The sequence below is a fragment of the Rhizobium sp. AN80A genome (genome assembly GCF_030053015.1).
In the GTDB taxonomy this organism is placed as follows: domain Bacteria; phylum Pseudomonadota; class Alphaproteobacteria; order Rhizobiales; family Rhizobiaceae; genus Rhizobium; species Rhizobium metallidurans.
In genome coordinates this window covers 919,302-938,398 of record NZ_JASJPX010000001.1, presented here as the reverse complement: position 1 = coordinate 938,398, position 19,097 = coordinate 919,302, and the positions used below count along the sequence as shown (strand labels likewise).

At 63.2% G+C, this 19,097-nt stretch carries 18 protein-coding genes and 1 riboswitch; of the genes, 11 read left to right on the top strand and 7 right to left on the bottom strand.

Annotation, left to right across the window (positions count from 1 at the left end; translation table 11 throughout):
• Nucleotides 1-85 precede the first annotated feature (85 nt).
• The 11 genes from P3R82_RS04380 to eutC all read left to right on the top strand — a co-directional run bounded on the left by P3R82_RS04380 (nt 86) and on the right by eutC (nt 10,670).
• On the top strand, nt 86-838 hold the full coding sequence (locus tag P3R82_RS04380) for a GntR family transcriptional regulator (RefSeq protein ID WP_283193145.1): 753 nt from the start codon (nt 86-88) through the stop codon (nt 836-838).
• Nucleotides 831-1,181 (top strand): TIGR04076 family protein, encoded by a 351-nt coding sequence (locus tag P3R82_RS04375; RefSeq protein WP_283193144.1) that lies wholly within the window; start codon nt 831-833, stop codon nt 1,179-1,181. The genes P3R82_RS04380 and P3R82_RS04375 overlap by 8 nt, the downstream gene beginning before the upstream one ends.
• Nucleotides 1,182-1,191: 10 nt before the next feature.
• Nucleotides 1,192-2,244, top strand: a complete 1,053-nt coding sequence (locus tag P3R82_RS04370; RefSeq protein WP_283193143.1) for an aldo/keto reductase — start codon at nt 1,192-1,194, stop codon at nt 2,242-2,244.
• A gap of 23 nt (nt 2,245-2,267) precedes the next feature.
• Nucleotides 2,268-3,500 (top strand): ABC transporter substrate-binding protein, encoded by a 1,233-nt coding sequence (locus P3R82_RS04365; RefSeq protein WP_283193507.1) that lies wholly within the window; start codon nt 2,268-2,270, stop codon nt 3,498-3,500.
• Nucleotides 3,501-3,682: 182 nt separating this feature from the next.
• Nucleotides 3,683-4,069, top strand: coding sequence for a cytochrome c family protein (locus P3R82_RS04360; RefSeq protein WP_283193142.1), 387 nt, complete (start codon nt 3,683-3,685; stop codon nt 4,067-4,069).
• Between the two features lie 48 nt (nt 4,070-4,117).
• Nucleotides 4,118-4,358, top strand: a riboswitch (cobalamin riboswitch).
• A 244-nt stretch (nt 4,359-4,602) separates the two neighbouring features.
• A complete protein-coding gene (locus P3R82_RS04355; RefSeq protein WP_283193141.1) occupies nt 4,603-5,634 on the top strand; it encodes an ABC transporter substrate-binding protein in 1,032 nt (343 codons plus the stop codon).
• A gap of 35 nt (nt 5,635-5,669) precedes the next feature.
• Nucleotides 5,670-6,671, top strand: coding sequence for an iron chelate uptake ABC transporter family permease subunit (locus P3R82_RS04350; RefSeq protein ID WP_246400094.1), 1,002 nt, complete (start codon nt 5,670-5,672; stop codon nt 6,669-6,671).
• Entirely contained in the window at nt 6,668-7,438 is a 771-nt protein-coding gene (locus tag P3R82_RS04345) for an ABC transporter ATP-binding protein (protein WP_283193140.1), read from the top strand. The genes P3R82_RS04350 and P3R82_RS04345 overlap by 4 nt, the downstream gene beginning before the upstream one ends.
• A gap of 6 nt (nt 7,439-7,444) precedes the next feature.
• On the top strand, nt 7,445-8,248 hold the full coding sequence (locus P3R82_RS04340; protein WP_283193139.1) for a class I SAM-dependent methyltransferase: 804 nt from the start codon (nt 7,445-7,447) through the stop codon (nt 8,246-8,248).
• A gap of 258 nt (nt 8,249-8,506) precedes the next feature.
• A complete protein-coding gene (locus tag P3R82_RS04335) occupies nt 8,507-9,892 on the top strand; it encodes an ethanolamine ammonia-lyase subunit EutB (RefSeq protein ID WP_283193138.1) in 1,386 nt (461 codons plus the stop codon).
• Nucleotides 9,885-10,670, top strand: a complete 786-nt coding sequence (gene eutC / locus P3R82_RS04330) for an ethanolamine ammonia-lyase subunit EutC (protein ID WP_283193137.1) — start codon at nt 9,885-9,887, stop codon at nt 10,668-10,670. The genes P3R82_RS04335 and eutC overlap by 8 nt, the downstream gene beginning before the upstream one ends.
• A 6-nt stretch (nt 10,671-10,676) precedes the next feature.
• Here eutC and P3R82_RS04325 read toward each other — a convergent pair whose 3' ends face one another.
• From P3R82_RS04325 to P3R82_RS04295, 7 genes are all read right to left on the bottom strand, one after another.
• Nucleotides 10,677-12,332, bottom strand: coding sequence for a GMC family oxidoreductase N-terminal domain-containing protein (locus tag P3R82_RS04325; protein WP_283193136.1), 1,656 nt, complete (start codon nt 12,330-12,332; stop codon nt 10,677-10,679).
• Nucleotides 12,333-12,345: 13 nt separating this feature from the next.
• Nucleotides 12,346-13,125, bottom strand: a complete 780-nt coding sequence (locus P3R82_RS04320) for a 3-ketoacyl-ACP reductase (RefSeq protein WP_283193135.1) — start codon at nt 13,123-13,125, stop codon at nt 12,346-12,348.
• Nucleotides 13,122-14,627 (bottom strand): GMC family oxidoreductase, encoded by a 1,506-nt coding sequence (locus P3R82_RS04315; protein ID WP_283193134.1) that lies wholly within the window; start codon nt 14,625-14,627, stop codon nt 13,122-13,124. Before P3R82_RS04315 ends, P3R82_RS04320 begins: the two co-directional genes overlap by 4 nt.
• A 20-nt stretch (nt 14,628-14,647) precedes the next feature.
• Nucleotides 14,648-15,763 carry an ABC transporter ATP-binding protein gene (locus P3R82_RS04310; RefSeq protein ID WP_283193133.1) on the bottom strand — a complete coding sequence of 372 codons (1,116 nt, stop codon included), beginning with the start codon at nt 15,761-15,763 and terminating at the stop codon, nt 14,648-14,650.
• Between the two features lie 4 nt (nt 15,764-15,767).
• Nucleotides 15,768-16,703, bottom strand: coding sequence for a carbohydrate ABC transporter permease (locus P3R82_RS04305; RefSeq protein WP_183898458.1), 936 nt, complete (start codon nt 16,701-16,703; stop codon nt 15,768-15,770).
• Nucleotides 16,700-17,653 (bottom strand): sugar ABC transporter permease, encoded by a 954-nt coding sequence (locus tag P3R82_RS04300; RefSeq protein WP_183898457.1) that lies wholly within the window; start codon nt 17,651-17,653, stop codon nt 16,700-16,702. The genes P3R82_RS04305 and P3R82_RS04300 overlap by 4 nt, the downstream gene beginning before the upstream one ends.
• Nucleotides 17,654-17,738: 85 nt before the next feature.
• Nucleotides 17,739-19,001 (bottom strand): ABC transporter substrate-binding protein, encoded by a 1,263-nt coding sequence (locus P3R82_RS04295; protein ID WP_183898456.1) that lies wholly within the window; start codon nt 18,999-19,001, stop codon nt 17,739-17,741.
• Nucleotides 19,002-19,097: the final 96 nt, after the last annotated feature.

Below are 19,097 nucleotides of genomic sequence, written 5' to 3'. Positions count from 1 at the left end.
AACTTCACCCCATGGTGAAAAGCAACCGAAAAAAGCGGCATACCCCGGAGCAGGCTGGATGGTAGTCCAAGCGGGAGGAGCCCAGGTGAGGAGAACCGCCGATGGTGGGCCGGGCGGTCACGATCGTGATGACGCGCTGTCGCCGGTCGGGCGCGAGACGCTGCAGGACCGTGTCTACGCCCAGCTTCGCAACTCGCTGATCAACGGGATGTTCGACGCGGGCGACGTATTGCGCATCGTCGATCTCGCCGAGCGGCTGCAAACCAGCACCATGCCGGTGCGCGAGGCGCTTGGCCGTCTCGTGTCCGAACAGGCGCTGGAATCGCTGCCCAATCGCTCGGTGCGCGTGCCGCTGATCACCCGCGAACGTCTCGACGATCTCGCCCGCGCCCGCATCCTGATCGAGGGCCAGATGGTGGCGCTCGCGCTGCCCAATCTGACGGACGCCGACTTCGCGGTGTTGAAGCAGGTCAATGTCGATTGCGACCTGGCTTTCGAGCAGCATGGCAAGGACATCGGCCATGTCACCTCGGCGCTGAACCAGCAGTTCCATTTCCACATCTATCACGCGGCGCGCTCGCAGGTGCTGATCCCGATCGTCGAGAGCCTTTGGCTGCAATCGGGCGCGATCATTCGCAAGGCCGCGCATATTCACGACGAACAGGGCGGACTTGCCGCCACCAATCATCACTGGGCGCTGATCGATGCGCTGGAAAAGCGCGATGTCGAGGCCGCGATGCAATCGCTCTCCAACGACATCAGCCGTTCCTTCGATCTGATCCGCGGGCGGCTGGATGCCGAGCCTGAAGGCGACGCGTCGGGAGACCATCATGGCTGAACCCATCGACGACGGCTTCGATCTTTTCGATCTCAGGGTCGACGTGATCATTCCCGAGGGCGGCGCGGTCTACTGCGGCGCCAAGCCGGGCGATCATTTCGAGCTCAAAGGCGAGATGCTGCACCTGCCGGAAGGGCAGGGGATTTCGATCTACTCGCTCTCCTCCGTGTTGCCGCTGCTCGCGGCAAAGCAGCGCCCGACGGATCGCAACGACTGGATGACGACGGACGCCGACATCGCTTGCCCGGACCCGAATTGCTCGACACGGCTGAGGATCACTCGCACGGGTATCCGCCGTTTCAGCCATGCCGCCACCACGGCGGTTCCCTTGAATGACGAATAGGCCGAAAGATATGCAGCGCATCACCATCGCCCCCGGTTACGAAATCTCCCGCGTCATTCGCGGCGGCTGGCAGCTGGCTGGCGGGCACGGTACGATCGATGGCGACAGCGCCGTCGAGGACATGATCGCATTCGCCGATGCCGGCATTACCACCTTCGACTGCGCCGACATCTATACAGGTGTCGAGGAACTGATCGGCCGCTTCCGCGTCGCCTACAGGAACCTGCGCGGCGCCGAGGCCCTGTCGCGCATCCGCGTCCACACCAAGTTCGTGCCCGATCTCACGGTCCTGCCAAACATCAGCAAGGCCTATGTCGAAGGCGTCATCGATACCTCGCGCAAGCGGCTCAATCTCGATTGCCTCGATCTCGTGCAGTTCCACTGGTGGGCCTATGACATCGAGGGCTGGCTGGAGACGGCAGGCTGGCTGAAGGAGCTGCATGAGGCCGGCAAGATCGGCAAGATCAGCGGCACCAATTTCGACACGGATCATATCGAGGCGATCATTGGCTCGGGAGTGCCTTTCACCTCGCTGCAGCTGCAATATTCGCTTCTCGACCGGCGCCCGGAAAAGCGCATGGTGGCGCTTGCGGCCGAGAAGAACTTCGCGCTGTTCTGCTACGGCACCGTGGCCGGCGGTTTCCTCGGCGATCGCTGGCTCGGCCAAAAGGAGCCGGAGCACCCGCTCGAAAACCGATCGCTGACGAAGTACAAGCTGATCATCGACGATTTCGGCGGTTGGGAGCTGTTCCAGGCGCTGCTATCGACGCTGCGCGGGATCGCCGACCGGCACGACACCGATATCGCCACCATCGCCAGCGCCGCCATGCTGACCAAGCCTGGCGTCGCGGCCGTCATCGTCGGCGCCCGCAACAGGGATCACTTGCAGTCCAATCTCGCCATCGCCGACATCGTGCTCAGCCAAACGGATAGAGCCGAGATCGATGCGATCCTCGCGCAATCAAGGCCGCTCGACGGCGACGTCTATACGCTGGAGCGGGACCGGGAAGGCCGCCACGGCAGCATCATGAAGTACAATCTCAACAAAGGGGAACAAAAATGAGAACGACATTCCTGCTTTCCGCCATGGTCGCTGCCCTTGCGGCGTCCACGGCGCCGACGTTCGCGGCCGATTGCGACATCACCGTCGGCCTCGTCATGGAACTGACCGGCCCGGCCGGCGAATATGGCCAGGCGGGCGCCAAGTCCGTCGAGATGGCTTTCCGCGATATCAACGATGCCGGTGGCGTCAATGGTTGCAAGATCGTTGCGGACACGCGCGACAGCCAGAGCCAGGGCAACGTCGCTGTCGATCAGGCGACCCAGCTCGTCAACATCAAGAAGGTGCCGGTCGTCATCGGCGGCATCATCTCGTCGGTCTCTATCCCGATCCTGACATCGGTGACGGCGCCGGCAGGCGTCGTGCAGGTCTCGCCCGCATCCTCTTCTCCGACGCTGACCGAGCTTGGCCGCAGCGGCAAGACCAACGGCGTCTTCTTCCGCACCATCACGTCCGATGCGCTGCAGGGCACGGCGGCCGCGAAGTTCGCGATCGATCAGGGCCTGAAGAAGATCGCGATCATCAACGTCAACAACGACTTCGGCGTCAACATGGTCAAGGAGTTTTCGACCGCGTACCAGAAGCTCGGCGGCACGATCACCTCGACCACGCCCTATAACGAGAAGCAGTCGAGCTATGCCTCGGAAGCCAGCGCCGCCATGGCCGGTGATCCCGATGCGCTCTATCTCGTCAGCACCCCCGTCGACGGCGCCACCATTGCCCGCGCCTGGGTTTCCGGCGGCGGCAAGCAGACCTTCCTGTTGAACGACGGCATGAACTCCAAGGACTTCATCGAAAGCGTCGGGGCGCAGTATCTGGAGAATGCCTACGGCACCTCCTCGGGCACCAGCCCGACGGCGTCCACGGAATATTTCAATGGCAACTACGAAGCCTTCTCCGGCGGCATCTCGCCGTCGGCGCCGGCCGCCGACCGCTCCTATGACGCCGGCGCGATCGTGGCGCTGGCGATCGCCAAGGCCGGCAAGGCCGACGCGGCCGCCATCAAGGCAGCGATGCCCGAGGTCGTCGCCGAGGGCGGCACGCCCATTTACGCCGGCAAGGCCGAGTTCGCCAAGGCGCTGCAGCTCATCAAGGATGGCAAGCCGGTGAAGTACGAGGGCGTCATCGGGCCCGTCAGCTTCGACAAGTATGGCGATATCACCGGTCCGTTCCGCTTGTGGAAGATCACCAATGGCGAAGTGACCACGCTCGGCGAGCTGAGCGCCGAAGAAGTGACCAAGATCAAGGCCGCGCAATAATGCGTCAGGCGACATGGGAGCTGTGCTCCCATGTCGCACCAGTCTGGTCTGGGCGCACAGATGATTTGTTGGGTAAACAGCGTCGTTCGCGGGTCGCGCCGTGCAAGACGACGAGGCCGGGTCTCGTGTGACAGCCGCGCGATCCATCGGCAACCGGAACCACAACGACAGACCATCGACACATGAAAAAACGTCCAATCCTCCTATCGATCTGTTCGATCACCAGCCTGCTCGTCATGACATCCACGGTATCCGCACAGGATCTGGAGAATGGACGACGGGCCTTCCGGTCCTGTGCCTCCTGTCACTCGGTCGATTCAGAGCGCAGCGGCTTCGGCCCGTATCTCAAAGGTGTCGTCGGTCGTCCCGCGGGCAGCTTGTCCGGATATAGATATTCCGAGGCGATGAAAGCGGCCGGCGCCGGCGGGCTTGTCTGGGACGAGGCGGCGCTGGCGGAATTCCTCTCCAGCCCGAAAAAGAAAGTGCCGGGCACGAAGATGAGCTTCGGCGGCCTCTGGACGACTTCGGAAATTGACGACCTGATCGGCTACCTGCGAGCCAATCCATAAACGCGCCGAATGTCGGTTCGTCATGGCTTGACGTCTTGGCGCCTGATCGCCTAAGTCTCATTCGATGGTTCCCGAAGGGATGACTTCCGACGGGATTAATAGGGAACACGGTGCGGATGACCCGAATGGGGCCAAGACCGTGGCTGCCCCCGCAACTGTAAGCGGATTGCCTGATGTCCTCGTGGTGTTCTTCTGGAGCACCATGCCACTGCGAAAGCTCTTCGTGGGAAGGCAGATGTCAGGCGCATATCCGCAAGCCAGGAGACCTGCCGTCAAAACAGTGTCCACCATCCCGGACGGGGTTGTCCGGAGAGGAGCATCATATGATGGTTTTTGACGTCAACCGCTGGCGCGGTCCCGCTTTATTCCCCTCCGTAACTCTCATGTCCGTGATCCCGAGATAGCGTTCGCCGCCGCACGATATCGAGCGAGCGCTTTGCTGTGTCGTTCCGCATCGTTCGCGGCGGTCCCCGCTTCGAGTTTCACAGCCGCAGCCAGTGGGCTGCGGGCTTCAGCCATACATGAGGACCAACATGAACCGCATCATCCTGCGAACCGCGCTGCTTTCGATCGCGACGGCTTGCACTTTCACGACCTTTCTCCCGTCCGCCCAGGCCGCGGCGACGACCTATCCCTTGACGATCACCAATTGCGGTCAGCAGGTGACATTCGACAGCGCGCCGAAGAAAACGGTGTCGATCGGCCAGGGCATGACCGAAATTCTCTACTCGCTCGGCCTTGCCGACAAGGTGGTGGGGACGGCGGTCTGGGTCGGACCGGTGCTGCCCGCCTATGCCGAGGTCAACAAGGGGATCAAGCGACTGGCAGACAACGATCCGAGTTTTGAATCCGTCGTCGGCCAGGAGCCGGATCTCGTCGCGGCTGAGTTCGAATGGCACGTCGGCACGCAAGGGTCGGTCGGCAAGCGCGAGCAGTTCGCCGGTCTTGGCATCAAGACCTACGTTTCTCCGGCCGATTGCGTCGCGAAGACCAATACGAATGGCGGCGACGGCGTGCGTAGCGAACTCTTCACGATGGAGCTGATCTATCGGGAAATCGCCGAACTGGCTGAGATCTACGACGTCCAGGATCGCGGCTCAGCCCTGATTGATACCTTGAAGAAGCGCGAGGCGGATGCCGCTGCGTCGCTCGGCGGGTCGGCAAAGGATCTGCCGATCGCTTTCTGGTTCTCCAGCAAGGAAGTGGCGGGTGATGCCTTCATCGCCGGCAAGAACAGCGCTCCCGCCTATATTCTGAAGATGCTCGGCGCCCGCAACGTCGTCAGCACCGAGGAAGAGTGGCCGCTGGTCGGCTGGGAAACGATCGCGCAGGCCAATCCGGCGGTCATCGTCATCGCCAACATGGACCGCCGTCGCTACACCGCGGACGATCCCAAGGCGAAGATCGATTTTCTGGAAAAGGACCCGGTCACGAGCCAGCTCGACGCGGTGAAGAACAGGCGTTTCGTCGAGATGGATGCGCAGTCGATGAACCCGACGATCCGCACCATTGATGGCCTGGAAGGCCTGGCCGCGGGCATCAAGTCCTTCGGTCTCGCCAAGTGAGGCACGCGTCGATAACCCACCGGGGATGGGGAACGCTGCTGCTTCTCTTCGCTATTGCCGCCGCGGCATTGGGCCTTGTCATCAGTCTCGCCGTGTCGATCGGCGAGATTCCCATTCCGGTCGCCACGACGGCCAAGGCCGTGGCGAACCGTGTATTCGGCACCGGCTTTGAACTGAGCCGCATCCATGAAGGCATCATCTGGGACTATCGGCTGAGCCGCGCGCTTGTCGCCGCAAGCGCCGGCGCGGCCTTGGCGCTATGCGGCGCGGTGCTGCAGGCGCTGTTGCGCAATCCGCTGGCCGAGCCCTATGTGCTCGGCATCTCCGCCGGCGCGTCCACCGGAGCGGTCGCCGTCATGATCCTCGGTTTCGGCTACGGGGTCCTGACGCTTTCGGCCGGCGCCTTCGTCGGCGCTGTCGCCGCGTTCCTGCTGGTCTCGTTGCTCGCCGCCGGCTCCGGCGGCGGGACTGACCGCATCATCCTGGCCGGCGTCGCCGGCTCACAGCTTTTCAACGCGTTGACGTCCTATATCGTCACGACGTCGGCCAATGCCGAGCAGGCGCGCGGTGTCATGTTCTGGCTTCTCGGCAGTCTCGCGGGCGTGCGTTGGCCGGATGTCTATCTCGCCGCCCCTGTCGCGATCGGCGGCTTCCTCGTCTGCATGCTCTACGCCCGCGCGCTCGATGCGTTCACCTTCGGCACCGATGCGGCGGCGGCGCTCGGCATTCCGGTCGCCGGCATCAGGATCGCACTGCTAGCTCTCACCGCGTTGTTGACGGCAACGATGGTCAGCATCGTCGGCTCGATCGGCTTTGTCGGCCTCGTCATTCCGCATGCGGCGCGCTTCGTGGTCGGGCCGGGGCATGGACGCTTGTTGCCGGCAACGGCGATATCCGGCGCCATCTTCATGGTGGTCGCCGATATCGTCTCGCGCGTCATCGTCCCGCAGCAGGTGCTGCCGATCGGCGTGGTCACCGCGCTCTTCGGCGCGCCGGCATTCGCGCTCATTCTCTACAAGGCGAGGCGACCCGCATGAGCATTTCCATCAGCGACGTGTATTGGGCAACGTCAGGCGTGCTTGTCGTCAAGGGCGTGAGCCTCGAGGTGCCAACTGGCCAGACGCTTGGCCTGATCGGGCCGAACGGTTCCGGAAAATCCAGCCTGCTGCGATTGATCGGCGGGCTGCGCAAGGTCAAGAGCGGCGTCATTACGCTCGGTGATACCGGCATCGAGACGATGCCACGTCGCGATATCGCCAAGCGCGTCGCCTTTGTCGAGCAGCAAGCCACGACCGAGACGCAGGTGACGGTGACCGAGGTCGTGCGTCTCGGACGTACACCCCATCGTGGTCCGCTGGCGCCTTGGAGCACTGTTGACGAAGAGGCGGTGGACAACGCGCTGCGGCAGGTAGGCATGCTCGGAAAAGCACGGCAGCTCTGGCACACGCTGTCGGGCGGCGAGCGTCAGCGCGTTCATATCGCGCGCGCCCTGGCGCAGACGCCGAGCGAGCTTCTGCTCGACGAGCCGACCAATCATCTCGACATTCAGCATCAGCTCGAAATCCTGTCGCTGGTCTCGAAACTGCCGATCACCAGCATCGTCGCGCTTCATGATCTGAACCTCGCCGCCATGTTCTGCGACAGGATTGCCGTGCTCAGCCAGGGTCGGCTTGTCGCGGTCGGCCCGGCGGACGAGGTGCTGACGGAGGAGCTGATCGCCGACGTGTTCGGGGTGCGCGCCCATATCGAGCGTTCGCCGCATCACGGGCGGCAACATATTCATTTTCTTGACTGCATTTCTTGAGGTTCGATGTCCATCAGACAAACCAACTTCGATCTGAAGGAAGAGATCCGGGAGTATTGGTCCAAGCGTTCGCAGACTTTCGATCTTGCCTTCGGTCACAGGATACCGCGTGGCCCGGAGTTCGATGCCTGGCAGCAGCCGATGCGCGATCACCTGGGGCCGACGCCTTTGCGTGTCCTCGAACTCGCCTGCGGGACCGGCGAGGTTACGGCGCTGATCCACGATCTCGGCCATGATGTGACCGCGCTGGATTTTTCCGAGGCGATGCTGTCCGTCGCGAATGCCAAGCATGCCGGCAAGGACCGGCTGCGTTTCGTGCTCGCCGACGCGGAAAACCCGATGGAGCCGGACGCCTGCTACGACGCCATCATTTGCCGGCATCTGGTCTGGACGCTGACCGATCCCGCAAAGGCGTTCGGCGAGTGGCATCGGGTGTTGAAGCCGGGCGGCACGCTGCTGGTGTTCGACGGCGATTGGGCGAAGCCGACGCGGCTCGGCCGCGCTGCGGCATGGCTCATCCGCCGGATCGATCGTTTCTGCGGCGCGGACCGCCATTATGATGGCGCGATGAGCGAGCGCCATTCGGCGATCATGTCCGCGCTCCCCTTCGGCGCCGGGCTGCGGCCGGATGATCTCATTCCGCAATTGAAGCAGGCCGGCTTCGTGGACTTCGAGATTTCGTCGCATGGCCCGATAGCCAAGGCGCAGCGACGTGGCGCCAATCTGCGCAACAAGCTCAGAACGCTGGTCTACCGGCGCTTCATTCTCGTCGCCAAATCCGCTGGCGCCTCGCACGGTGGCGAGGCCTGATCTATCGCCAAAAGGCGGTCGAATTGGTGCCGTCGGCGAATTTTGCGGCGTCTTGTCATCGGAGCATGTTGACGTGATCGGCTGGACTGGGTCATCTGCGGATAACGGCATGGCGCTCATGCTTGCGGTGATCGGCACGGGAGGCCGCTAACTGTCTCGAACGGCCGAGCGCCGGCAGTCTCAAGGGAGGAATACACCTGTCAGCCAGCCCGATCGGATCGGGATGGGCTGAAACCCTTGAACGCTAGGACTCCCGCAATGGCATACAGCACGACGATCGAACGAACGCGTTTCGGCTTTCGCGATCTCAAGGACCTCCTCGCGAAAGCGACGCCGGAACGTTCCGGCGACCAACTCGCCGGCATCGCGGCAAGCGGGCCGGTCGAGCGGCTCGCGGCGCAGATGGCGCTTGCCGATCTGCCGCTGAAGGCGTTTTTGGCTGACGAGGTTATCCCGTCGGAGAGTGATGAGGTCTCCGCGCTGATCGCCAGGCAGTTCGACGCCAAAGCCTTCGCGCTGATCAGCTCGTTCACGGTGGGTGAGTTTCGCGAGTGGCTGCTGAAGCCTGAAACCGATCAGCGGGTACTCGAAGCGATCACCTATGGCATCACGCCGGAGATGCTGGCCGCTGTTTCCAAGATCATGCGGCTGCAGGATCTGATCGCCGTCGCCGCCAAGCGGCAGGTCGTCACGCGCTTTCGCAACACGCTCGGCCTGACCGGCCGATTGTCGACCCGCAACCAGCCGAACCATCCGACCGACGATAGCCGCGGCATTGCCGCCTCGGCGATCGATGGTCTTCTGATGGGCTCCGGCGACGCCGTGATCGGCGTCAATCCGGCGACCGACAGTGTCGAGGATTATGTGCGGATCGTTTCGCTGCTCGACGAGATCCGCGAGCGGCTCGCCATACCCACGCAAACATGCTGTCTCGGGCATGTTACCACGGCCATTCGCGCGGTCGAGGCGCGTGCGCCGGTTGATCTGATGTTCCAGTCGGTCGCGGGATCGCAGAAGGCCAATGAAGGCTTCGGCATCGATCTCGCGCTGTTGAAGGAGGCGCAGGATGCCGGGCGATCGCTGAAGCGCGGCATGCCGGGCGCCAATCTGATGTATTTCGAAACCGGGCAGGGGGCAGCACTTTCGGCCGACGCCCATTTCGGCGTCGACCAGCAGACGATGGAGACGAGGGCCTATGCCGTCGCGCGTGAGTTCGATCCGCTGCTGGTCAATACGGTCGTCGGCTTCATCGGGCCCGAATATCTCTTCAACGGAAAGCAGATCATCCGCGCCGGCATCGAGGACCATTTCTGCGGCAAACTGCTCGGCCTGCCGATGGGTGTCGACGTTTGCTACACGAACCATGCCGATGCCGACCAGGAAGACATGGACACGCTGTTGACGCTGCTTTGCGCGGCAAACGTCAATTTCGTCATCACGGTGCCTGGTGCCGACGACATCATGCTGAACTACCAGTCGCTGTCCCACCACGACGCCGTGTTCTGCCGCGAGACCCTTGGGCGCCCGCCGGCGCCGGAGTTCGAGGCGTGGCTTCGCGACGTGGGACTGACCAATGAAGCCGGGGCGCTGTCGGGTGCGCCTGCCATGCTGACCGATTACTTGTCGAGGGCCGCTCTTGTCTAAGTCCGACGCCGCCGAACTCAGAACCGATTGCCAGCCAGCCACCGTCGATCTCACCGAGATGACCGATGCGCGCGTCGCACTCGGGCGTTTCGGATCGGGCGCGCCGACCAGGGCGCAACTGGCCTTCCTGCTTGATCATGCCCGCGCCCGCGAAGCGGTATGGTCTACCGTCGACGAGAACAGGCTGAAGAGCGATCTAGAGGCGCTCGGGCTGGATGTCGTCTCGGTGGAAAGCATGGCCGAGGATCGCGGCAGCTATTTGCGCCGGCCGGATCTCGGCCGCAAATTGTCGCGCGCCTCGGTCGAGCGTCTCGCCGCCTTGCCGGCTGACGCCAAGGGGTGCGACGTTGTGATCACCATTGCCGATGGTCTGTCGTCGAGCGCAGTGGACATCAATGCAGTCGCGCTCGTGCGCGAGCTTTCGAGGCTTCTGACCAGTGCCGGCTTGTCGATCGGACCTGTTGCCGTCGCCCGCCAGGCGCGGGTGGCGCTCGCAGACGAGGTCGGCGAAATTCTCGGTACACGGATGACGATCGTGCTGATCGGAGAGAGGCCCGGTCTCTCCGCGGCCGATAGTCTCGGCGCCTACATCACCTACGAGCCGTCGGCCGGTACGCCGGATTCCCGGCGCAACTGCGTCTCGAACATGCGCGAGGGCGGCCTCTCGATGGAACAGGCGGCGAAGACCATCGCCGGTCTCGTCGCCGACATGACGAAAACAGGTGTCAGCGGCGTTGGCCTGAAGGAAGCGCTGGCCAGGCTCCCCGGCGCTTCGTAACAGACTTCACCGGATGCCGGCCCGTGCGCGGGGTCGCGTGTCGTTGCGCTCGTGCTCGAAGATGGCGCCGGGAAGCGGCAGCTTGCCGCGAACGATGTCCGAGCCCTTCTCGCCGACCATGATGGTCGGAGCGTTGGTGTTGCAGGAGGGAACGCGCGGCATGACGGAGGAATCGCAGACACGCAGGCCTTCCAGCCCGTGCACCTTGAGATCGAGCCCGACGACCGCGTCTGCGCCCGTGCCCATCTTGCAGGTTCCGACGGGGTGATGGTCGGTCTTGGCGTTGGCGCAACCATAGTCGAAGAGTTCGTCGTCGGTCATCACCTTCGGCCCGGGAAGCCGCTCGGCCAGCACGAAGGGCTTCAGCGCCGCCTGCTGCATGATCTCGCGCGCGATCTTCAGCCCTTCCAGCGACATTGCCCGGTCATGTGGATCGGACCAGTAGTTCGGATCGATGAGCGGGGCTGCCGCCGGATCGGATGACTTGAGCCTGACGGTGCCGCGCGAGCGGGGATGGAGATAGGCCGAGTTCAGCGTCACGCCGGCGTTCTTCAGCCGCTCCACGCCCGCCTCGATGCCGGAGCCGAGGCCGAGGTGGAACTGAATGTCGGGGGAACGCGCATTCGGGTCCGCATACCAGAAGCCGCCCGTCTCGAAGAGCGAGGACGCAACCGGCCCCGTGCGGAAGAGAATGTATTCTAGCCCCGCCCAGACCGTCCGGTGCAATTTGGCGACGCCGTCATAAGTGTGGTCGCCGGTGCATTCGCAAATGACGAAGAGATCGAGATGGTCCTGCAGGTTGCCGCCGACGCCGGGGAGATCGTGGCGAACCTTGACGCCGACGGATGTCAGATGATCGGCCGGGCCGATGCCTGATTGCAACAGGAGCTTCGGCGAGCCGATCGCGCCCGATGACACCAGGACTTCGCGCTCGGCGCGGATCACTTCGGAGCCTTTGTCCGTCACCACTTCGACGCCGACGGCCCGCGTTCCCTCGATCACGATCCTGCTCACGCGGGCGCCGGTGCGGATGGTCAGGTTCTTTCGGCCCTTGATAGGCGAGAGATAGGCAAGAGACGCGGACGAGCGGCGGCGGTTGCGCTGCGTCAGCTGGTAGAAGCCGATACCCGCCTGCTGCTTGCCGTTGAAGTCGTGATTGTAGGGAATGCCGAGCTCCTGGCCGGCGCGGATATAGGCGTCGCAGATCGGTAGCGCGGAGACGGGCATCGAGACGCCGAGCGGCCCGCCATAGGCGTGGTAGTCGTCGGCGAAGCGCTGGTTGTCCTCGGCACGCTTGAAATAGGGCAGGATCGAGCGGTAGTCCCAGCCCTCGCAGCCATCCTCGCTGGCCCAGAGATCATAGTCCGCTGCATTGCCCCTTGTGTAGAGCTGGGCATTGATGGACGAGCCGCCGCCGATCACCTTTGCCTGCGTGTAGCGCAGCACGCGGCCTTTCATGTGCTTCTGCGGAACGGTTTCCCATCCCCAGCTCGCCACGCCCTTGGTCATCTTGGCAAAGCCGGCCGGCATGTGGAACAGCGGGTTCCAGTCGCCGCCACCGGCTTCCAGAAGCAGCACGCTGACATCCGGATCTTCGCTCAGCCTGCTGGCAAGCACGCATCCGGCGGGACCCGCACCCGTTATGATATAGTCAAAGCCCATTGGTTCTATCCTGTCACAAGCGGGGAATGGAAAGGCCGCCATCGGCGTCGATGACGGTGCCGGTCGCAAAGGCGAAGGCGCCGGAGGCAAGGGCCGAGCAAATCCGGCCGATATCGTCGGCCTCGCCCCAGCGCTTCATCGGCACGAGGCCGCCTTCTATCAGCGCGTCGTATTTCGAGGTCACGCCTGCCGTCATGTCGGTGCGGATGATCCCCGGCCGGAGTTCGAAAACGGAGATGCCGGATTCCGCCAGGCGCAGCGCCAGCCCTTGCGAAAAGGCGGCAAGGCCCGCCTTGCTGATGCAATAGTCGAGGCGCTCCGGAGAGCTCGCCTCGGCCGATACCGAGGTGATGTTGATGATCGAACGCGGGTGCGGCTTGTCGCCGGAAACAAGCATCGCCTTCACCACCGCCTGGGTGAAGAACACCGTGCCGCGCAGGTTCGTGGCCATGATCGCGTCGAAATTGTCGGGTGTCAGTCCAAGGAAATCGCCCCTGACCACGGCAGCCATGCCGGCATTGTTGACCAGGCAATCGATGCGGCCGAAGGCCTGCAGGATCGCGTGAACCGTTTCCTCGTGCTTTTCGACCGCGGAGATATCCGCCTGCAGGTAGATCGCATCGCCGCCGTGCTGCTTCAACTGCGCGACGGTCTCGTCCGCAGTCTCCACGGCGCCGACGCCTGTTATCACGACATTGAAGCCTGATTTGGCCAGCGCGCCGGCGATGCCCAGCCCGATGCCGCGACGGCCGCCGGTGACCACGGCGACGGGCTTGTCCGAATGCGTCGTCATGCTCTCAAATCCTTTGATGCGATGTGATCGGCAACGCGCAATGCCTGGCTCGCCACCGTCAGGGCCGGATTGACGGCCGCCGAGGTCGGCAGGAAGCTCGCATCGACCACGAAGAGGTTCTGGTGATCGAAGGCGCGGCAGTAGATGTCGAGCGGAGCCGACGCCGGGTCGCGGCCAATCCTGATGGTCCCGCACTGGTGCGACGGCGTGCGCTTGTCGAACGGCCGGCTGAGCACCAGCGGAAAGCCGATCGACTTCAGGATTTGTTTGAGCTTGGAGACGAGCGAGAGATGGGCATCCCAATTGGTGCGATGCCATTTCAAGACGATGCGGCCGCCATCCACCATGACCCGGCTTTCCGGATTGGGAACGTCTTCGCTCATGGCGTAGAAATCGATCGCATGGCCGGTGATCCGATTGAGCAGCCATTCCGGGACATTGGGTAGCGAGCCCTTCAATACCTTGCCGGAGATGCGGCCGAGCAGCTGGACATTGCCGAGCGGCGGCCCGCCATTGCCGTCGGAAAGGTAGAAATCGTTGAATGCGAATGTCTTCTGGTAGATCGAGGTGTTTCGATATCGCGGCGAGACGCCGATCACGGCCGAGGAGTTGTGGTTCATGAAGTTGCGCCCGACCTGGCCCGACGAATTGGCAAGCCCCTCGGGAAACCGGTCACTTGCCGAGCGCAGCAACAGCACCGCTGACTGGACGGCGCCGGCGCTCAGGATCACGAGCTTTGGATGCAGCGTGCGGGTTTCGCCCGCTTGGAGGTAGGTGACGCCGGAGATGCAACCGTCCGCATCCGCTTCCAGCTTGATGACGGTAGAGCCTGTCTGAAGGCGGACATTGTCGTGTTGCAGGGCCTGCGAAAGTGCCGCCGTTTCCGCATCCATCTTGCCGTCGTCGGAATTCGGATGCGCGTCCCAGGGGGTTGGCGCCTTCGCCAGCCATTTGTCGATGTCGACACCCAAGGGGAGCGAGAAGGGATGCAGCCCCTTCGCCTTCAGCCGTGCCCTGACGTCGGCGATGGCGGGTTCCTCGCGCACAGGCGGGTAGTCGTAAGGTGTCGAGTGAGACGGCTCCGTCGGATCGTCCCCGAGCGCGCCGCGCACGCGGTACAGCTTTTCGGCACGGCCATACCACGGTTCCAACTCCTCATAGGGGAACGGCCATGCGGGCGACACGCCTTCGCGGTGATGGATTTCCTCGAAGTCCTCGCGGCGGTAGCGTGAGAGGACGGCGCCGAAGAACTTCGAATTGCCGCCGACATTGTAGTAGTTGCCGGGATTGAAGCCGGTGCCGTCTGCCTCGTACCAGGTCTCCTTGGGGCGGAAATGGCCGCGCTGGAAGATCGCCCGCTGGTCGCGGTTGACGGGGTGGTCGGCGATCCGTTCGCCGGCTTCGAGAATAAGGATCTCGGCGCCGGTGGCGGCCAGCCCGGCAGCGACGGTCGCGCCACCGATGCCCGAGCCGATGATGACGATATCAGGTGTTCTGTTCATATTGCTGTCCCGCCGTCGGATCACGCGATCCGCGCCTGGCTCTGCGGGTCGAAGAAGACCACCTTGTCGAGGTTGAATGCCAGTCTGGCGTTCTGGCCGGGCTGAATGCGGGCGTCGGCGCGCAGGCGGGCGACCACCTCCTTGCCGCCGAGTTTCGTCACCGCGAAGGTATCGGACCCGGCCGGCTCAACGACGTCGATCAGGCAATCGCCCTCGGCAAGCATCCGCGCGTTGCGGTCCGCCCCGTCAGGATCGGTCAGCGCTTCCGGCCGGATGCCGAAGACGATCTGCCGACCGGCATGCGCCTGCAGCGCGTCGCGGCCCGGCGCGATCGGCAAGCGGATCGGCTCGCCGCTGGGGCGGGCGAGCGACACGGAGAGGCCCGTTGCGCCCTGTTCGATGGTGCCGGACAAGAGGTTCATGGCCGGAGAGCCCATGAAGTCGGCGACGAACATGTTGGCGGGGTTGTTGTAGATCTCGGCCGGCGTGCCGAACTGCTGCACCTCGCCGTCCTTCATCACGGCGATCTTGGTCGCCAGCGTCATCGCCTCGATCTGGTCGTGCGTGACATAGACAATCGTCTTGCCGGTCGCCTGGTGCAGGCGCTTGATCTCGATGCGCATGTCGACGCGCAGCTTGGCGTCGAGATTTGAGAGCGGCTCGTCGAACAGGAAGAGCTTGGGATCGCGCACCAGCGCGCGGCCCATGGCGACACGCTGTCGCTGGCCGCCGGAAAGCTGGCTCGGCTTGCGGTCCAGCAGATGGCCGATCTGCAGCACCTTGGCGACCTTGTCGATCGCGGCCTTGCGCTCGTCGGCCGGTACGCCGCGCATCTCCATGCCGAAGGAGATGTTTCCTGCAACCGTCATGTTGGGGTAGAGCGCGTAGCTCTGGAACACCATGGCGATATCGCGCTTCGATGGATGGAGATCTGAGATGCTGCGGCCATCGACGCTGATGTCGCCCTCGGTGATGGCTTCCAGCCCGGCGATGGTGTTGAGCAGCGTGGACTTGCCGCAGCCGGACGGGCCGACCAGCACCAGGAAGCCGCCCTTTTCCAGCTCAAGATCGATGCCCTTGAGGATTTCCAGTGCGCCGAAGCGCTTTCTGAGGCCTGAGATTTCGAGAAAAGCCATGGGATTATCCTTTGACCGCGCCCGCCATCAGACCGCGAACGAAATAGCGGCCGGCGAGGATGTAAACGAGAAGCGTGGGCATGGCGGCGATCATCGCGGCGGCCATGTTGACATTGTATTCGACCACACCGGTCGAGGTGTTGACGACGTTGTTCAGCGCCACCGTCATCGGCATGGACTCGCCGGTTCCCGCATAGGCGGATGCGAACAGGAAGTCGTTCCAGATGTTGGTGAACTGGTAGATGACGGTCACGACGATGATCGGCAGCGAATTCGGCAGCATGATGCGGCGGAAGATCTGGAAGAAGCTCGCGCCATCCACCTGTGCCGCGCGCACCAGTTCCGTCGGAAACGCCTCGTAGTAGTTGCGGAAGAACAGCGTGGTGAAGCCGAGACCGTAGACGACGTGGACGATGACGAGGTTGACCGTCGGATTGCCGAAGCCGAGCGACATGCCGATCTCGTTGGTGAGCGTGTTGCCGAACCGGCCGAGACTGCCGAGAATGGTCGCCATCGGCAGCAGCACAGACTGGAACGGAATGAAGCAGGCAAAGAGCATCAGCCCGAACACAAGCGTATGGCCGGGGAAGCGCCACTTGGTGAGCACGTAGCCGTTCAGCGCCCCGAGGATGGTCGAGATCGCCACGGCGGGGACCACCATCTTGATCGAGTTCCAGAAGTAGCCCTTGATGCCGGCGCAGGTGAGGCCGACACAGGCTTCGCCCCACGCCTTGAACCAGGCGTCGAACGACGGCGACTGCGGCAAAGCGAGCATGTTTCCGCCCTGGATCTCGTCCATCGTCTTGAACGAGGTGACCAGCATGACGAAGAGTGGCATCAAATAGATGATCGCGAAGATCGCCAGTATGCCGTAGATGAAGATGCGGTTGAACATCCGCATGCGTGCCATGCTGGAAGCATCCGATGTGACCGTGCTCATCGCGATTTCTCCCGCAGTTCCGAATAGAGATAGGGAATGATGATCGCGGAGATGGTCATCAGCATGATCACGGCGCTGGCCGAGCCGACAGCCATCTCGTTGCGCTTGAATGTGTATTCGTACATGAAGTTGGACGGCAGCCAGGCCGAGCCGCCGGGGCCGCCCGAGGTCAGCGCGACCACAAGGTCGTAGGACTTGATCGCCATGTGCGCGAGCACGATGAAGGCGGAGAGGAACACGGGCCTCAGAAGCGGGATGATGATGCGGCGATAGAGCTGCACCGTCGAGGCGCCGTCGATCTGCGCCGCCTTCATGATCTCGCTGTCGATGCCGCGCAGCCCCGCCAGGAACATGGCCATGACAAAACCAGACGCCTGCCAGACGCCGGCGATGACCACGGTGTAGATGACGAAGTCCTTGTTCTTGATCCAGTCGAAGTGAAAGCTCGTCCAGCCGAAATTATGCAGCGTCTGTTCCAGCCCGAGGCCCGGATCGAGGAACCATTTCCAGGCGACGCCGGTCACGATGAAGGACAGCGCCATCGGATAGAGGAAGATCGGCCGCAGGATGCCCTCGCCGCGGATCTTCTGGTCGAGCAGGATGGCGAGCAACAGCCCGAGCCCCAGGCAGATCGCGATATAGAGAAAGCCGAAGATCCCCATGTTGGTGATCGACGTGTACCAGGACGACGGCGGATCGCTCTCGAAGGTCCAGCGCCAGAGCCGTTGATAGGCGCGAGGCCCGGTCAGCGCGTAGGACGGAAAGGTCTTGGAATTGGTGAAGGACAGATAGACCGTCCAGAGGATGAAGCCGTAGACGAAGACCAGCGTGATGGCGAAGCTCGGCGCAAGCACGATTTTCGGCAGCGCGTCCTGTAGCCAGCCGCGCATGGAAAACGTCGTTCCGCGCCGCGCCGCGACTTCTGGTTTGGTGGTAGCGATAGTGCTCATAACATTCATCCCCCTCCCAAGGGTGACGTTGGCAGTCGACATCTTCCCCGCCGTGAACGGCGGGGAAGACCATGTTCGGAGCCGATTACTTGGCGTCGTCGATCGCCTTCACGAGTTCCTCGACGGCCTGGTCGGAGGTCTTGATCTGGCCGTGAACGAACTTCGAGACGACGTCCTTGTAGGCGTTGGCGACGGCCGGAGGCGCGCCATAGCCCTGTGCCAGCGAGCCGAACAGCGTGCCGCCTTCGTTGGCTGCCTTCAGGTCGGCGATGCCCTTCTTGCCGCAGGCGTCGAAGTCGGTGTCCGGCACGTCCGTACGGGCGGGAACCGAACCCTTGACGACGTTGAACGCCGACTGGAAGCTCTTCGACAGCGTGGCCGTCGCAAGTGCCACCTGGGCAGCCTTGCGATCATCGGGCACGTTGAACATGCCGAACATGTCGGAGTTATAGATCACGCTGCCGTCGGTGCCGGGGAAGCGGTAGCAAAGGAAGTCGGTGTCGGGCTTCTTCTTGGCGGCGACGAATTCGCCCTTGGCCCAGTCACCCATCACCTGCACCAGCGCATCACCCTTGATGACCATGGCGGTCGCAAGGTTCCAGTCACGGCCGGAGAAGTTCGGATCGACATACTTGATCAGCGTGGCAAGGTTGTCGAAGGACTTCTTCATCGTGTCGGACTTCAGCGACTCCCCGTCGAGTTCGTTGAAGGCCTTCTTGTAGAACTCAGGCCCGCCGGTCGACAGCACGACGCTGTCGAACATGGTGGCTTCCTGCCAGTTCTGACCGCCGAGCGCGAGCGGTGTAACGCCTGCAGCCTTCGCCTTGTCGAGCAGGGCAATCAGGTCCTCGAAGGTCTTCGGCTGCGTGCCGCCGATCTTGTCCATCACGGCTTTGTTGATCCACAGCCAGTTGACGGAGTGAACGTTCACGGGAGCCGCGACCCACTTGCCGTCATAGACGGAGAACTTCTGCAGCGCTTCCGGGACCGACTTGTCCCAGCCTTCCTTCTTCGCGGTTTCGGTGAGATCGCCCATCACACCGGCTTGCGCATAGTCGAGAACGGTGTAGCCGAGCATCTGCGAAGCCGTCGGATATGTCCCGGCCGCCACCATCGCCTTCAGCGCGGTCATCGCTGCGTCGCCGCCACCACCGGCGACGGGCACGTCTTTCCACGCGTAGCCTTCCTTCGCCAGGTCGCCCTTCAGCACGTTGAGCGCGGCGGCTTCGCCACCCGACGTCCACCAATGCAGCATCTGCACTTCCTTGACATCGGCAGCGCGCGCCAAACCGCCCACAGCACCAACCGCCAATGCGACCAAGGCGGTCGCCGTTAGAAATCTGCGCATTTGAAAACCTCCCGTTTTCAAGTTCGCGAAACGAGACCCATTCTCGTTCCGTATCCCCCGCCCTCCTCGAGCGTGGTTTCTGCAGACCGGCTCCCC

Bases quoted from the DNA above. Each gene is read 5' to 3' on its own strand.
- P3R82_RS04315 (WP_283193134.1), bottom strand. From the start codon at position 14,627: ATGAACAGAACACCTGATATCGTCATCATCGGCTCGGGCATCGGTGGC.
- P3R82_RS04305 (WP_183898458.1), bottom strand. From the start codon at position 16,703: ATGAGCACGGTCACATCGGATGCTTCCAGCATGGCACGCATGCGGATG.
- P3R82_RS04340 (WP_283193139.1), top strand. From the start codon at position 7,445: ATGTCCATCAGACAAACCAACTTCGATCTGAAGGAAGAGATCCGGGAG.
- P3R82_RS04375 (WP_283193144.1), top strand. From the start codon at position 831: ATGGCTGAACCCATCGACGACGGCTTCGATCTTTTCGATCTCAGGGTC.
- P3R82_RS04345 (WP_283193140.1), top strand. From the start codon at position 6,668: ATGAGCATTTCCATCAGCGACGTGTATTGGGCAACGTCAGGCGTGCTT.
- P3R82_RS04325 (WP_283193136.1), bottom strand. From the start codon at position 12,332: ATGGGCTTTGACTATATCATAACGGGTGCGGGTCCCGCCGGATGCGTG.
- P3R82_RS04355 (WP_283193141.1), top strand. From the start codon at position 4,603: ATGAACCGCATCATCCTGCGAACCGCGCTGCTTTCGATCGCGACGGCT.
- P3R82_RS04310 (WP_283193133.1), bottom strand. From the start codon at position 15,763: ATGGCTTTTCTCGAAATCTCAGGCCTCAGAAAGCGCTTCGGCGCACTG.
- P3R82_RS04295 (WP_183898456.1), bottom strand. From the start codon at position 19,001: ATGCGCAGATTTCTAACGGCGACCGCCTTGGTCGCATTGGCGGTTGGT.
- P3R82_RS04300 (WP_183898457.1), bottom strand. From the start codon at position 17,653: ATGAGCACTATCGCTACCACCAAACCAGAAGTCGCGGCGCGGCGCGGA.
- P3R82_RS04370 (WP_283193143.1), top strand. From the start codon at position 1,192: ATGCAGCGCATCACCATCGCCCCCGGTTACGAAATCTCCCGCGTCATT.
- P3R82_RS04320 (WP_283193135.1), bottom strand. From the start codon at position 13,125: ATGACGACGCATTCGGACAAGCCCGTCGCCGTGGTCACCGGCGGCCGT.
- P3R82_RS04360 (WP_283193142.1), top strand. From the start codon at position 3,683: ATGAAAAAACGTCCAATCCTCCTATCGATCTGTTCGATCACCAGCCTG.
- P3R82_RS04335 (WP_283193138.1), top strand. From the start codon at position 8,507: ATGGCATACAGCACGACGATCGAACGAACGCGTTTCGGCTTTCGCGAT.
- P3R82_RS04365 (WP_283193507.1), top strand. From the start codon at position 2,268: ATGGTCGCTGCCCTTGCGGCGTCCACGGCGCCGACGTTCGCGGCCGAT.